The organism is Streptomyces sp. NPDC055506 (assembly GCF_053643595.1).
Genome location: NZ_JBSHKH010000052.1, coordinates 24,525 through 37,993 on the forward strand (window position 1 = coordinate 24,525; position 13,469 = coordinate 37,993).

The following is a 13,469-nucleotide window of genomic DNA, read 5'->3' on the forward strand; positions in this document are numbered from 1 at the left end:
GACGGACGACGGCCCTCTCGGCGGAGCGGTCAGCTGCTGATCACACCCGCTCCGAGCAGGCCGAACAGCAGCACCCCCACCACGATCCGGTAGATCACGAACGCGTTGAAGGAGTGCTTGGCGACGAACTTCAGCAGCCAGGCGATGGAGGCGTAGGCCACGACGAAGGACACGATCGTGCCGACGGCGAGCGGAGCGGCTCCCACGCCGGTGCCGAGGGCGTCCTTGAGCTCGTAGATGCCGGCGCCGGTGAGGGCGGGGATGCCGAGGAAGAAAGAGAGCCGGGTGGCGGCGACACGGTCCAGGTCGAGCATCAGCGCGGTGGACATGGTGGCGCCGGAGCGGGAGAAACCGGGGAACAGCAGGGCGAGGATCTGGGAGCTGCCGACGAGCATGGCGTCCTTGAAGGACGTGTCGTCCTCGCCGCGCTTGTGCCGGCCCATCTGGTCCGCGGCCCACATCACCCCGCTGCCGGCGATCAGCGAGCCGGCCACCACCCACAGTGAGGCGAGCGGGCCCTGGATGAGCGGCTTGGCCGCGAGTCCGACGGCGACGATCGGGATCGTGGCGCAGATGACCCACCAGGCGAACTTGTAGTCGTGGTGGTACCGCTCCTCACGGTCGAACAGGCCCCGCCACCAGGCGGAGACGATCCGCACGATGTCCTTGAAGAAGTACACGAGGACCGCGGCGATCGCGCCGACCTGGATGACGGCCGAGAACCCGACCACGGCATGGTCGTCGACGGGGATGCCCATGAGCCCCTCGACGATCTTCAGATGGCCGGTGGAGGAGACGGGCAGGAACTCGGTCACCCCCTCGACGGCTCCGAGGACGACGGCCTGACCGACGCTGATGACGCTCATGGGATCCAGTTCTGCTCGGGGGGCGGGAGCGGAGAGGACCGTCTTACTACACGCGGGCGAGAACGGATCTCAGCCACGCGGCCCGTCCGCGCGCGGTTCACATACGCGCGAGTGCGGCTCCCGCGCATGCCGCCCCGAGCCCGGCCACCACACTCGCCGCCACGTTGACGGCGGCCTGCAGGCGGGCCCCCGTCTCCGCCAGCCGGAGGGTCTCGTAGGAGAACGTCGAGTACGTCGTCAGGGCCCCGCACAGACCGGTGCCGAGCAGCAGTTGGAGGTGCGAGGCGGCACCGGTGAGCAGGCCGAGGACCAGGCAGCCGGTGACGTTCACCGTGAGGGTGCCCCAGGGGAAGCCCGAGCCGTGCCGGGACTGGACCGCCCGGTCGGTGAGGTAGCGGAGCGGGGCGCCGACGATCGCGCCGCCGATGACCAGCAACCAGTTCACAACGACTCCTTACCCTTCGCGTCCGTTGTGCCCAGGATCCGGCGGGTCGACAGGGCCCCGAGCCACACCGCCGCGAGGGCCGCGAGCGGGGTCGCCGCGAGATAGGCCAGGCCGGTGCCGACGTGGCCGCCCTCGAGCAGCTTCCGGATGTCGACGGCGTAGGTCGAGAAGGTGGTGAAGCCGCCGAGGACGCCGGTGCCGAAGAACGGCCGGACGAGGGGGTGGACGGCCCTGATCTCGGTGATGACCACCATGAACACGCCGATCACGGCACAGCCGGCGATGTTGACCCAGAGGGTCGTCCAGGGGAAGTCGCCCGCGGCGGAGGGCCACCACAGGGAGGCCGCGTACCGTGCGGCCGCCCCGGCTCCCCCGCCGAGCGCCACCACGGTGACGACGGGCACCTGGTCGCGCCAGGAAGGCGGACGTGGAGTGGACACCTGAACGCGGAGGCTCTCGGGGGCTGTCACAGGGGTACGTCTCCTACTCGCCGGGGCCCGGGGTCGTGCGGGCGCGTGCCGTCGCAAGTAAGGACCGTTGGCGGCGTCCTCGCCGCGGTTCGGGTACGGCGGGCCCCACCGCCGCGCCGCGAGCGGTGTCGCGGCCGGGGTTCAGGTTAACCCCGTGAGGTGTGCCGGTGCCGCTTCCGAGCAGGTGGCTCGGGTCACTTCGGCGCGGGCGGCTCGCAGACGGCCACGCCGGGCTCCCAGAGGCTGCCCAGCACCAGATGTCCGGCCGCTTCGCACACGCTGGTGACCATGCGGTAGCCGGAGCGGCGGCGGGCGAGGTGGTGGACGACACGGCCCTGGTCGTCGAAGGCCAGTACGGCGATCGTGCCGGTGGGGCGGAACGGGGCGTGCAGGGCCACGCGGGCGGCGGCTCGGCGCACCGAGGGCGTGCCGCGGTGAAGCAGGTCGAGGGGCGGGACGCGGGGTCCGGCGAGCGCGACCCAGACCGGCCCGTCCGGGGCGCCGCGCCAGAGGTTGTCGGGCATGCCCGGGAGGTTCTCGGCGAAGGGCTCGCTGCGTCCGGCCCCGGGCCCGGCGAGCCAGTGGCGGATGAGCCGGCAGGCGCCGGTCTCGGCGACGACGAGGAAGGACTCGTCGGCGCCGACGGCGATCCCGTTGGCGAACTGCAGCCCGTCCAGCACCACCTCGGGGGTGTCCTCGCCCGGAGCCAGGCGCAGCAGCCGGCCCGTCCCGATGTGCTCGACGATGTCGCCGATCCAGTGCTCCAAGGGGTGGCGGCGGCTGGAGACGGTGAAGTAGACGGTGCCGTCGGAGAGGGACACGACGTTGCTGCAGAACCGCAGCGGCTCCCCCGCCACCGAGTCGGCCAGGATGCGGACCGTGCCGTCACCGGTGTCGACGCGCAGCAGTCCGCGTTCGGCGTCGCACACCAGCAGGTCACCGTCCGGGAGGAGTTCGAGCCCCAGCGGTCTGCCGCCGGTCTCGGCGATCACCTCGGTACGGGCCGCGACCGGGTCCGCCAGACCGTCCAGACGCAGGATACGGCCGTCCGCCACGCCGGTCAGCACACGGCCGCGCGGGTCGGCGACCACGTCCTCGGGGCCGTGGCCCATGGCGATGTAGTGGCGTGGGACGAGTGCCGGGGGACGGTCCATGGTGCGCATGCCCTTCATCCTCAGGAGGAGATACCGCGGTACCGAGTCGCCTACCAGCCCTTTTCAAACATGCGGGCGACCTCGGCGATCCGCACCTCGTCGCGGTGGTAGTGCACGCGGCCCGCTGACCGGCTGGTGCGCAGCATGCCGGTGGCTTCGAGCAGCCGGAGGTGGGTGACGGCGACCGGGCGGGTCAGCGAGAACCTCTCGGCGACGGCGTCCGCGGTGACCCCGCCCTCGGCGGGGCCGGGTTCCTTCAGCCAGGCCAGGATGCGCAGCCGCGTCTCGTCCGTGGGAGTCCTCAGCATGTCGTGCCCCTGCCTCGCGGCTCTCGCTCTCATACCGCGTTCTTCCCACTGTCTCGCAGCCCAAGCCGCCGCGTCCGGCAGTCGGCATCGTTGACCGATACCGAACTGCCGGACATCCTCGCGGAGTTCGGGGCAGGCGCCGCTTCGGCCCCGTGAGGTCAGCGGTGGCGGAACCAGGACATCGACGAGAGTGCCCGGTCGTCGTAGCCGAACAGCGCCTGGTTCTCCCAGCCGTTGCCGGAGGACGCGTCGGTCGGGTCCCAGCCGTTGCCGCCCACCGCGGTCCAGGTCGCCTCCCAGTAGAAGATGCCGAGGCCGCGGCCGTTCGGGACGGCCTCCACGATGCTCGCCACGTCGTTCATCCACCGGGTCTGGCCGGCCACGCTCGCCGGATAGCCGGGGACCAGCTCGCCGGTGAGGTCGATGATGTTCTCGTGCGCGTCCTCGCTGTCCAGGCGGAACGGGTAGGCGGTCTCGGCGACGTACACCGGCTTGCCGTAGCGGGTGGCCGCGTCGTCGAGGGTGGTCTGGAAGTCGGCCAGGGTGCCGTGCCAGTAGCCGTAGTAGGACAGGCCGATCGCGTCGAACTTCACGCCGTTGGACCGCGCGCTGTCGAACCACCAGCGGGTGCCGTCCAGGTCACCGCCCTCGGCGAGGTGCAGGGCGACGGTGGTGGACGAGTTGACCGTCTTGGCGGCGTCGTAGCCGGAGTTGAGCAGACCGGCCAGTTGCGTCCAGTTGGACGTGGATCCCTCGTTCCACAGCATGCCGCCGTTGATCTCATTGCCCACCTGGACCATGTCGGCGGTGGTGCCCTGTGCCTTCAATGCGTTCAACACGTCGTACGTGTGGTTGTACACGTCCGTCTTGAGTTGACCGTACGAGTGTCCGGCCCAGGCGGCGGGCTTGTCCTGGCGGCCCGGGTCGGCCCAGAAGTCCGAGTAGTGGAAGTCGACCAGCAGCTTCATGCCCTGCGCCTTGACCCGCTTGGCCATGGCCAGGACACGTGCCTTGTTGTTGTATCCGTCGGCCGGGTTCACCCACACCTTGAGGCGCGCGTAGTTCATGCCGGACGACTTGAGGACGGCCAGGGCGTCGCCGGCCGTTCCGGAGCTGGTGCGGTAGACGCCGCCCTTGGCCTCGCTCTTGGCCAGGGACGAGATGTCGGCGCCCTTGATCGACGTACCGGACGTGCCCGACGTGAAGGTCAGGTCGTCAACGTTGATCCAGTTGCCCGCGTTCGCGTCACTGTTGATGCTGATGGTGCATTGGTTGCCGGTCACATTGACCGGCACGACGATCCGGATCCACCCACTGGCCGAGACCGGCAGATCGGTGCGCTGCTCGGCGCCGCCGCAGTTCTTCAGCGCCAGGTACGCGGACTTCTGTCCGCCGCCGGAGCGCACCCAGGCGGTGAGCTTGTAGCTGCCGTTGGTGAGTCCTGACAGGTACTGGTAGGTCTCCGTCTTGTAGGCGGTGGAGGCCCAGTGGCTCAGCCGGTGGCTCCCGCCGTGACCGCCGGCCTCGACGAACGAGGCGCCGGTGTCGCCGTACTCGGACCAGCCGCTCGGCGTGGCCGCACCCGAACCGTCGGTCTCGAAGCCTCCGTTGGTGAGGGTGCTCGCGGCCTGGGCGCTCTGCGCGGGCAGGGCGGTGAGGGCGAGCCCCGCGGCGAGCGGGAGCAGCAGGGCTCTGAGCGTGCGTCTGGGATGGAACATCGTCGTCCGTCGTCCCTTCGACGTCGGGGATGGGGGTGCTCCTCGCCGGGGGCCGGTGAGGGCCCCTCCGCCCGCGGCTCGTGGGCTCGCGCGGGCGGAGGGAGTCGGTTCAGCCGTCGAGCCGGACGACCCGGACGGCTCCGGCCGGGACCGCGAGGCGGCCTGCCGCGGGTTCACCGGTCAGCAGCTCGGTGCCCGGGGTCTCCAGCGGCACCTTGGTGTCCGAGCCGGTGTGGTTGAAGGCGAACAGATAGGTGCCCGAGTCGCCGGAGCGGCGCACCACTTCGACATCCCGGGGCAGGTCGGCGCGCGGGGCGAGGCGCGCATCCTCGATCGCCAGTCCGAGCAGCGCGTCCAGGCCGTCGGTGCCGAACCGGGTGGAGACGTACCAGGCGGTGCCCTCGCCGAGGCTGTGCCGGGTGATGGCCGGGTGGCCGGCTGTGAGGCCGTCGGCGTAGGTGCAGACGGTCTCGGCGCCGCGCGGCACCACGAACTCGGTCCACACGTCGGCGCTCAGTTCGGAGCCGTCGGGGCCGGTGACGCGGACCCGTTCGCCGGGCAGGAGCGGCGAGAACTCCTCGACCGTGAGGCCGAGGACGTCCCGGAGGGGGCCCGGGTAGGCGCCCTCGTGGACGGCGTCGTGCTCGTCGACGATGCAGGAGAAGTACGAGACGACCAGTGTGCCGCCGTTCTCGACGTAGGCCTTGAGGTTGTGCCCGGCCGTCTCCGTCATCAGGTACAGGGCCGGTACGACGACAAGGGGATACCTCGACAAGTCGGCTTCCGGGTGGGCGAAGTCGACGGTGAGGTGGCGGTCGTAGAGGGCCTCGTAGAAGGCGTCGGCGCGTTCGCGGGCGTCGTGGTCCTCGCTGGGGCGCCAGTCGAGGTTCTGCGCCCACCAGGAGTGCCAGTCCCACAGCACGGCCACGTCGGCCTCGGTGCGGGTGCCGCGGATCTCGCGCAACGTCTCGACGGCCGCGCCGAGTTCGGTGACCTCGCGCCAGACGCGGGTGTCGGTGCCGCCGTGCGGGAGCATCGCCGAGTGGAACTTCTCGGCGCCGCGCCGGGACTGGCGCCACTGGAAGAACATGGCGCCGTCGGAGCCGCGCGCCACATGGGCGAGGGAGTTGCGGGCCATCTGGCCGGGGGCCTTGGCGGGGTTGCGGGGCTGCCAGTTGACGCCCGAGGTGGAGTGCTCCAGGAGCAGCCAGGGGGCACCGCCCGCGACGGAGCGGGTGAGGTCGGCGGCCATCGCGAGGTTGACGTGGGTGCGGCGGCCGTCGGTGATCAGGTAGTGGTCGTTGGTGACGATGTCGACCTCGCGGCCCCAGGCCCAGTAGTCGACGGAGTCGCACTGGCTCAGGGCCGTCATGAAGTTGGTGGTGACCGGGACCCCCGGTGAGAGGCGGTGCAGGATGTCCCGCTCCGTCACGAAGTTCTCGCGCATGGTGGCGTCGGCGAACCGCTTGTAGTCCAGCGCCTGTCCGGGGTTGACGGATGTCGGGGTGAGCCGGGGCGGGTTGATCTGCTCGAAGTCCGCGTAGCGCTGGCCCCAGAAGGCCGTGCCCCAGGCCTCGTTGACGGCGTCGACCGTGCCGTACGTCGTCGCGAGCCAGCGGCGGAAGTGCGCGGCGCAGGAGTCGCAGTAGCAGGCCGAGACGGGGACGCCGTACTCGTTGTGCACGTGCCACATGGCCAGGGCCGGGTGGTCGCCGTAGTGCTCGGCGAGCTTGGTGGTGATGGCTGAAGCGGCAGCGCGGTAGTCGGCGTTGCTGTGGCAGATCGCGGCGCGGGAGCCGAACTCGTGGCGCACGCCGTCCGGCGTCACGGGCAGGGCCTCGGGGTGGGCGCGGTAGAACCAGACCGGCGGGCAGACGGTGGGCGTACCGAGGTCGACGCGGATGCCGTTCTCGTGCAGCAGGTCGAGCACGCGGTCGAGCCAGCCGAAGTCGTAGACGCCGGGCGACGGCTCCAGCAGCGCCCAGGAGAAGATCCCGACGCTCACCATCGTGACGCCGGCCTCCCGCATCAGCCGGACGTCCTCCTGCCAGACGCTCTCCGGCCACTGCTCGGGGTTGTAGTCCCCGCCGAAGGCGAGCCTGGTGAGGCCCCTGGGGGTGGTCTCCGGCATGGATGGTCTCCCGGTCGATCGATCAAATGGGAACGTGCACACACAGCGGCGCAGTGCGGAGCCCAACATAACCGCACAGCAACAACCATTGACAAGTGTCCGGGATGTTTCTCTACTGTGAACGCTCACAGAAGCATGGCAGGTCTTCGCAGCAGGCGAGGACCCCAGGTCAGGGGAGAGATCCATGCCGTACACGAAGCGCCGCCGCCTCGTGAGAACCGCCGTCGCCGTCGCGCTCGGCGCCACCACACTCGCCGCCTGCGGCACGGAAGACGCGGACAGCGGGACCGAGTCGGGTCCGGCCTCGCTGACGTACTGGACGTGGACGCCCGGCATGGACAAGGTCGTGGACCTGTGGAACAAGGGTCCGGGCAAGAAGGACCAGATCACCGTCACGGTGAAGAAGCAGGCGTCCGGCGACACGCTGGTCACCAAGATCCTCACCGCGCACAAGGCGGGCAAGGCGCCCGACCTGGTGCAGGCGGAGTACCAGGCGCTGCCGACCCTGGTCAGCAATGACGCACTGGCGGACATATCGAAGAACGTGGACGACGCCAAGGGCAGTTTCGCCGACGGCGTCTGGCAGCAGACGACGCTCGGCACGGACGCCGTGTACGCGGTCCCGCAGGACATCGGGCCGATGATGTTCTACTACCGCGAGGACCTGTTCAAGGAGTACGGCCTGACGGTGCCGACGACCTGGGACGAGTTCGCCGAGACCGCCCGCAAGCTCAAGAAGGCGTCACCCGACAAGGACCTGACCACCTTCTCCGCCAACGACTCCGGCCTCTTCGCGGGCCTCGCCCAGCAGGCGGGCGCCAAGTGGTGGACGACCTCCGGCGACCGGTGGAAGGTCTCCATCGACGACGCGGCGACACAGAAGGTCGCGAAGTTCTGGGGCGGCCTGGTCGAGGAGGGCGCCATCGACAACCAGCCGATGTACACACCGGCCTGGAACAAGGCGCTCAACACCGGCAAGCAGATCGCCTGGGTCAGCGCCGTGTGGGCACCGGGCACGCTCACCACCGCCGCTCCCGACACCAAGGGCAAGTGGGCCATGGCACCGCTCCCCCAGTGGTCCGCGAGCGAGACCCGCACCGGCAGCTGGGGCGGTTCCTCCACCGCCGTGACCACGGACTCCAAGCACCAGGGGGCCGCCGCGAAGTTCGCCGCCTGGCTGAACACCGACAGCGCGGCCCTCAACGCCCTGGCGAAGGAGAGCGGCATCTACCCTGCCGCCACGAACGCCCAGACCAGCGGTGCCTTCCTCAAGCCGCCGGCCTACTTCTCGAACCAGGCCGACTTCTACACCAAGGCCGCCGACATCGCGGAGACCACGGCACCGTCCACCTGGGGCCCGAACGTCAACGTCGCCTACACCACCTTCAAGGACGCCTTCGGCGCCGCCGCCAAGAACAAGTCCGACTTCGGCGCCGCCCTGAAGAAGATGCAGGACGACACCGTCGCCGACATGAAGAAGCAGGGCTTCGAGGTCGCTCCGTGAAAAGCACGGCACGCCGGCAGTCGTACGGGGCCAAGGGCGCCCCGTACGCCTTCCTTGTCCCCGCGGCACTCCTCTTCACCCTGTTCTTCGCACTGCCCATCGGCTACGCGATCTGGCTCAGCTTCCGCAAGGTGAAGGTCTCGGGCCTCGGCCTCGGCTCCGGCGCCCGCAAGGAGGTCTGGGCCGGTCTGGAGAACTACACCGACGCCCTCACCGACAGCGAGCTGATGCACGGGGCCCTGCGGGTGCTGGGCTACGGCTGCATCGTCGTGCCCGTCATGCTCGGCCTCGCCCTGCTGTTCGCGCTGATGCTCGACTCCGAGAAGGTGCGGCTCGCGCCGTTCACCCGGCTCGCGATCTTCCTGCCGTACGCCATCCCCGGTGTGGTGGCGGCGCTGCTGTGGGGCTTCCTGTACCTGCCGGACGTCAGCCCCTTCTACTTCGTGCTCGACAAGCTGGGCATGCCGCAGCCGGATCTGCTGGACGGCGGGCCGCTGTATCTCGCCCTCTCAAACATCGCGGTCTGGGGCGGCACCGGCTTCAATATGATCGTCATCTACACCTCGCTCCAGGCGATCCCGGCGGAGGTGTACGAGGCGGCGAAGCTGGACGGTGCCACACCGACGCAGATCGCGCTGCGGATCAAGATCCCGATGGTGGCGCCCTCGCTGGTGCTGACCTTCTTCTTCTCCATCATCGCCACGCTCCAGATGTTCAACGAGCCGACCACCCTCAAGCCGCTCACCAACTCCGTGTCCACGACGTGGAGTCCGCTGATGAAGGTGTACCGGGACGCGTTCGGCGAGGGCGACATCCACGGGGCCGCGGCGCAGGCCGTGATCATCGCCTTCGCCACGCTCCTGCTGTCCTTCGGCTTCCTGCGAGCCGCGAACCGTCGTCAGAAGCAGGAGGTAGCTCGATGAGTTCCCTTGCCGTCCCGAAGGCCGAGCCGGTGGCGGGCAGCACGTCCGGCACCGACCGGGGCCGCCAACCGCTGCGCCGCCGGATCGCCCTGATCCCGACGGTCACCCTGCTCCTGGGTGCGCTCTACTGCCTGCTGCCGGTGGCCTGGGTGGTCATCGCGGCCACCAAGTCCGGACGTGAGCTGTTCTCCACGTTCACGTTCCTGCCCGGCTCGGGATTCGCCGACAACGTCCGGGACCTGAGCGCCTACCGCGACGGCGTGTACTGGGCGTGGATGGGCAACTCCGCCCTGTACGCGGGGCTGGGTGCCCTGCTGTCGACCTGTGTGTCCGCGATCAGCGGCTACGCCCTGGCGACCTACCGCTTCCGAGGCCGCGAGACGATCTTCAACGTGCTGCTCGCGGGCGTGCTGATGCCGCCGGTGATCCTGGCCGTCCCCCAGTACCTGCTGCTGGCCAAGGTCGACCTCACCGACTCCTACCTGTCCGTACTGCTGCCGCAGGTCCTCTTCCCGTACGGCGTCTACCTCGCGCGGATCTACGCCGCCGCCGCGGTGCCCGGCGACGTGGTCGAGGCCGGGCGGATGGACGGGGCGAGCGAGTGGCGGATCTTCACGCGGATCGCGCTGCCCATGATGGTCCCCGGCATGGTGACGGTGTTCCTGTTCCAGTTCGTGGCGATCTGGAACAACTTCCTGCTGCCGTACATCATGCTGAGCGACGACGAGAAGTTCCCGATCACGCTCGGTCTGTTCACGTTGCTGGAGCAGGGCGCCAACTCGCCGGCGCTGTACACGCTGGTGATCACGGGCGCGTTCCTCGCGGTGTTCCCGCTGGTCGCCCTCTTCCTGGTCATCCAGCGCTTCTGGAGTCTGGATCTGCTCTCCGGAGCCGTAAAGTCATGACCATGAACGCTGCGGGAGGCAGGCGCAGGCCGCCCACGATCCACGACGTGGCGCGCGAGGCGGGGGTCTCGCGCGGCACGGTCTCGCGGGTGCTCAACGGCGGCCACTACGTCAGTCCGGCGGCCCAGGAGGCGGTCAACGCGGCCATCCGCAGGACGGGTTACGTCGTCAACCGGCACGCCCGCTCCCTGATCACCGGGCGGTCCGACTCGATCGGCTTCCTGCTCACGGAGCCGCAGGAGCGGTTCTTCGAGGACCCCAACTTCAATGTCCTGCTGCGCGGCTGCACCCAGGCACTCGCCGCGCACGACATCCCGCTGCTGCTGATGCTGGCCGGCACCGAGGACGAACGGCGGCGCATCACGCGCTACATCACCGCCGGGCATGTCGACGGAGTGCTGCTGGTCTCCAGCCACTCCGGGGATCCCGTCGCCGAGCAGCTGCGTGGGGCCGGGGTGCCGCTGGTGGCTTGCGGGAAGCCGATCGGGCTGGCCTCCAAGGTGAGCTACGTGGCCGCGGACGACCGTGACGGTGCCCGCGACATGGTGCGACATCTGCTGTCGCTCGGGCGGCAGCGGGTGGGCATGGTGACCGGTCCGCTGGACACGCCGGGCGGTGTGGAGCGCCTCGCCGGCTACAAGGAGGTGCTCGCGGAGACGGGCCTGGAGTTCGACGAGCGGCTCGTCGTCTCCGGCGACTACAGCCGGGCCAGTGGCGAGGCGGGGGCCGAGCGGCTGCTGGGGCAGGCCCCGGATGTGGACGCGGTGTTCGTCGCCTCGGACCTCATGGCGCAGGGCGTGCTGGCGGCCCTCCAGCGGGCGGGGCGCCGCGTGCCGCAGGACGTCGCGGTCGGCGGCTTCGACGACTCACCGGCCGCGCTGGGCGCCGTCCCGGAGCTGACGACCATCCGGCAGCCGTGGGACCGCATCAGCACCGAGATGGTGCGGGTGCTGCTCGCGCAGATCGGGGGCGAGGACCCGGCGGCGGTGATCCTGCCGACGGAGTTGGTGAAGCGGCAGTCGACATAGGCGCCGGCCCCTGACAGGCGCGCCGAAGAGGCCACTCCATGCACAGTCATTGAACCTCGGACCGGTGTACCGTTCGGTTATGGCAGCGAAAACGGCTGGTGCGCGGCTCGAGGAACGGTGGCGGGACATCCTGTCGGCGCACGCGCGCACGATGTGCGAGATCGACCGCGCGCTGCATCCGCACGGCCTCGGTGCCTCCGATTTCGAGGTCCTGGACATGCTGGCGAGCGCCGCGCCCGAGGAGGGCGAGCAGTGCCGGGTGCAGAATCTGGTCGGGCGGGTCCATCTGAGCCAGAGCGCGCTGTCGCGGCTGATCGCCCGGCTGGAGAAGGACGGTCTGGTGACGCGTTCCGTGTGCGTGGAGGACCGGCGCGGCGTGTGGGTCTCTCTGACCTCCAGGGGCCGTGACCTGCACGCCGAGGTGCTGCCGCTGCAGCGGGCGGCGCTGGCCCGGACACTGGGCGCGTAAGCCCAGGCCCGGACCGGACCGGTCGCCCTAGGGGCGGGCCAGCAGGGTGCGGACTCCCTCCGAGGTGAGCGTCAGGCGGTGCTCCGAGCTGCCGTCGATGGTGAGCGACAGGTCGTCGGCCGGCCACTGCGCGGCGAGGGCGCCGAGCGGCACCATGCGGTAGCGGGAGACGAACGGCAGCAGCCCGGCCATCTCCACCTCGGAGGTGAACACGGGCACCACCGGTTCGCCGCCCGGCTGCTCCAGCACCGGCAGCGCCACCGCCGACGGGTTTTCGGCGTCGGCGTCGTTCGCGTCGTCGGGCACGGGGATGAGCACGTCGCTGTCGGCGAGCGCGTTCAGAGCCGCCGCGTCCTCGGTGTTCTCGGCGAGGACGTCCAGAGCCCGCTGGGCGGGCGTGGGCGTGGGGTTGTTTGCGGGTGTCTCCATGGCAGATTCCCTGGTAGCGGCGGTCTTGCGGCCCACCCGGGACATGATCCGCCCCGGGCACGGTCCTGCTCGCGTACCCGATCGGGCCCGGGCCAATCCTGGTGGATCACTGAGGTTCAGGGGATCAGTGGGATGTGGCCGGAGGGAAGCCCGAGGCGGTCGCAGCCGACCTGCCTGGCCAGGGGCTCGGCCATGCTGGGGCCGATGTGCGTCCAGTAGGTGGCGGCGTCCCGGAAGTGGCGCATCCGCTCCCCGTACCGGGCGTGCCGGGAACCTGCCGTGCGGAAGAGGGTGTGCCCTGGAGGACGTCCCAGGCCATGCGTCCGGCGTGCAGGAACATCAGCGCGAGGCGGTTGTCCTCGGCGGTGGTGAAGGAGGCCGCGCCGGAGACGTTGCTGCGGCAGGTCTCCATCCACTCCGGGGCCGTCTGCTGGAGCGCGGCGTACGCGGTGTGGATGATGCCCAGGGCGTACGCGGTGCCGATCATGATGGCGGCGAGGTCGCTGCCGCGCAGGCCGAGGACGCGGTGCCAGTCGTCGAGCACCGTCCAGACCTCGCGGGGTGCGCAGAACAGCACGAGCGGGCCCGGGGCGTCGCCGGGCTTCTCGGGGGCGCGCAGGGTCTGGCCGACGTAATGCGTGGAGTGGGGGGCGCCGGAGGAGTACGGCCAGGTGCCGTCGAGGATCACGTGGTCGCCGTCGGGCTGTGCGACAGCGACCGGTTCGAGAGTGGCGGCGGCGCGAAACTCACCGTCAGCGCCGAAGATCTCGTCCTGCGCGCGTTCCCCGAAGACCGACGCCACCTGCAGGACGTGGGCGGCGGTCAGGGACAGCGCCCAGGCGCTGGAGGGGCAGCCACGGGCCACTTCGGTGACCACGCGATAGGTGACCACGCGATAGAAGACGGGCAGACCGAACTCGTAACCGCCGTAGCGGCGTGGCTGCAGCACCCGGTAGAACCCGGCCCGTCAGAAGTCCTCGTGGGTGGTCTGCGAGTAGTGCGTCAACCGCTCGGTCTCCGCCTGCCTGTGTGGCTCAACGGGCGTGATGTGCAAGACCGCCGGGGCTACGGCGTAGGCTGCGTAGATCATCGTGGAAGGGGGACGTTCGTGTCCGGTCC

General features: G+C 70.2%; 14 protein-coding genes. 5 read left to right on the forward strand and 9 right to left on the reverse strand.

The window, feature by feature from the left end:
• Positions 1-29: 29 nt before the first annotated feature.
• The 7 genes from ACWIF2_RS20875 to ACWIF2_RS20905 all read right to left on the reverse strand — a co-directional run bounded on the left by ACWIF2_RS20875 (position 30) and on the right by ACWIF2_RS20905 (position 7,092).
• A complete protein-coding gene (locus ACWIF2_RS20875; RefSeq protein ID WP_454362058.1) occupies positions 30-866 on the reverse strand; it encodes an undecaprenyl-diphosphate phosphatase in 837 nt (278 codons plus the stop codon).
• 97 nt (positions 867-963) lie between these two features.
• The gene (gene crcB / locus ACWIF2_RS20880; RefSeq protein ID WP_454362059.1) at positions 964-1,311 is read right to left on the reverse strand and encodes a fluoride efflux transporter CrcB; all 348 of its coding nucleotides are present in this window, start codon (positions 1,309-1,311) and stop codon (positions 964-966) included.
• Entirely contained in the window at positions 1,308-1,781 is a 474-nt protein-coding gene (gene crcB, locus ACWIF2_RS20885) for a fluoride efflux transporter CrcB (RefSeq protein WP_454362061.1), read from the reverse strand. Before crcB (ACWIF2_RS20885) ends, crcB (ACWIF2_RS20880) begins: the two co-directional genes overlap by 4 nt.
• A 194-nt stretch (positions 1,782-1,975) precedes the next feature.
• Positions 1,976-2,935 (reverse strand): SMP-30/gluconolactonase/LRE family protein, encoded by a 960-nt coding sequence (locus ACWIF2_RS20890; protein WP_454362097.1) that lies wholly within the window; start codon positions 2,933-2,935, stop codon positions 1,976-1,978.
• 50 nt (positions 2,936-2,985) lie between these two features.
• Entirely contained in the window at positions 2,986-3,243 is a 258-nt protein-coding gene (locus ACWIF2_RS20895) for an ArsR/SmtB family transcription factor (protein WP_454362063.1), read from the reverse strand.
• A gap of 158 nt (positions 3,244-3,401) precedes the next feature.
• A complete protein-coding gene (locus tag ACWIF2_RS20900; protein ID WP_454362065.1) occupies positions 3,402-4,961 on the reverse strand; it encodes a glycoside hydrolase family 53 protein in 1,560 nt (519 codons plus the stop codon).
• A 109-nt stretch (positions 4,962-5,070) separates the two neighbouring features.
• Positions 5,071-7,092, reverse strand: coding sequence for a beta-galactosidase (locus ACWIF2_RS20905; RefSeq protein WP_454362066.1), 2,022 nt, complete (start codon positions 7,090-7,092; stop codon positions 5,071-5,073).
• Positions 7,093-7,276: 184 nt separating this feature from the next.
• Between ACWIF2_RS20905 and ACWIF2_RS20910 the strand changes: the two genes are divergently transcribed.
• From ACWIF2_RS20910 to ACWIF2_RS20930, 5 genes are all read left to right on the forward strand, one after another.
• Entirely contained in the window at positions 7,277-8,596 is a 1,320-nt protein-coding gene (locus ACWIF2_RS20910) for an ABC transporter substrate-binding protein (protein WP_454362068.1), read from the forward strand.
• Complete coding sequence (locus ACWIF2_RS20915; protein WP_454362070.1) at positions 8,593-9,519, forward strand: carbohydrate ABC transporter permease; 927 nt, start codon at positions 8,593-8,595, stop codon at positions 9,517-9,519. The genes ACWIF2_RS20910 and ACWIF2_RS20915 overlap by 4 nt, the downstream gene beginning before the upstream one ends.
• Entirely contained in the window at positions 9,516-10,424 is a 909-nt protein-coding gene (locus ACWIF2_RS20920; protein WP_454362071.1) for a carbohydrate ABC transporter permease, read from the forward strand. The genes ACWIF2_RS20915 and ACWIF2_RS20920 overlap by 4 nt, the downstream gene beginning before the upstream one ends.
• Positions 10,421-11,452, forward strand: a complete 1,032-nt coding sequence (locus ACWIF2_RS20925) for a LacI family DNA-binding transcriptional regulator (protein WP_454362073.1) — start codon at positions 10,421-10,423, stop codon at positions 11,450-11,452. Before ACWIF2_RS20920 ends, ACWIF2_RS20925 begins: the two co-directional genes overlap by 4 nt.
• A 79-nt stretch (positions 11,453-11,531) precedes the next feature.
• On the forward strand, positions 11,532-11,921 hold the full coding sequence (locus ACWIF2_RS20930; protein WP_454362075.1) for a MarR family winged helix-turn-helix transcriptional regulator: 390 nt from the start codon (positions 11,532-11,534) through the stop codon (positions 11,919-11,921).
• Between the two features lie 27 nt (positions 11,922-11,948).
• Here ACWIF2_RS20930 and ACWIF2_RS20935 read toward each other — a convergent pair whose 3' ends face one another.
• Together ACWIF2_RS20935 and ACWIF2_RS20940 are read right to left on the reverse strand one after the other, a co-directional pair.
• On the reverse strand, positions 11,949-12,350 hold the full coding sequence (locus ACWIF2_RS20935; protein WP_454362077.1) for an SseB family protein: 402 nt from the start codon (positions 12,348-12,350) through the stop codon (positions 11,949-11,951).
• A gap of 124 nt (positions 12,351-12,474) precedes the next feature.
• Positions 12,475-13,299 carry a hypothetical protein gene (locus ACWIF2_RS20940; RefSeq protein ID WP_454362079.1) on the reverse strand — a complete coding sequence of 275 codons (825 nt, stop codon included), beginning with the start codon at positions 13,297-13,299 and terminating at the stop codon, positions 12,475-12,477.
• Positions 13,300-13,469 lie beyond the last annotated feature (170 nt).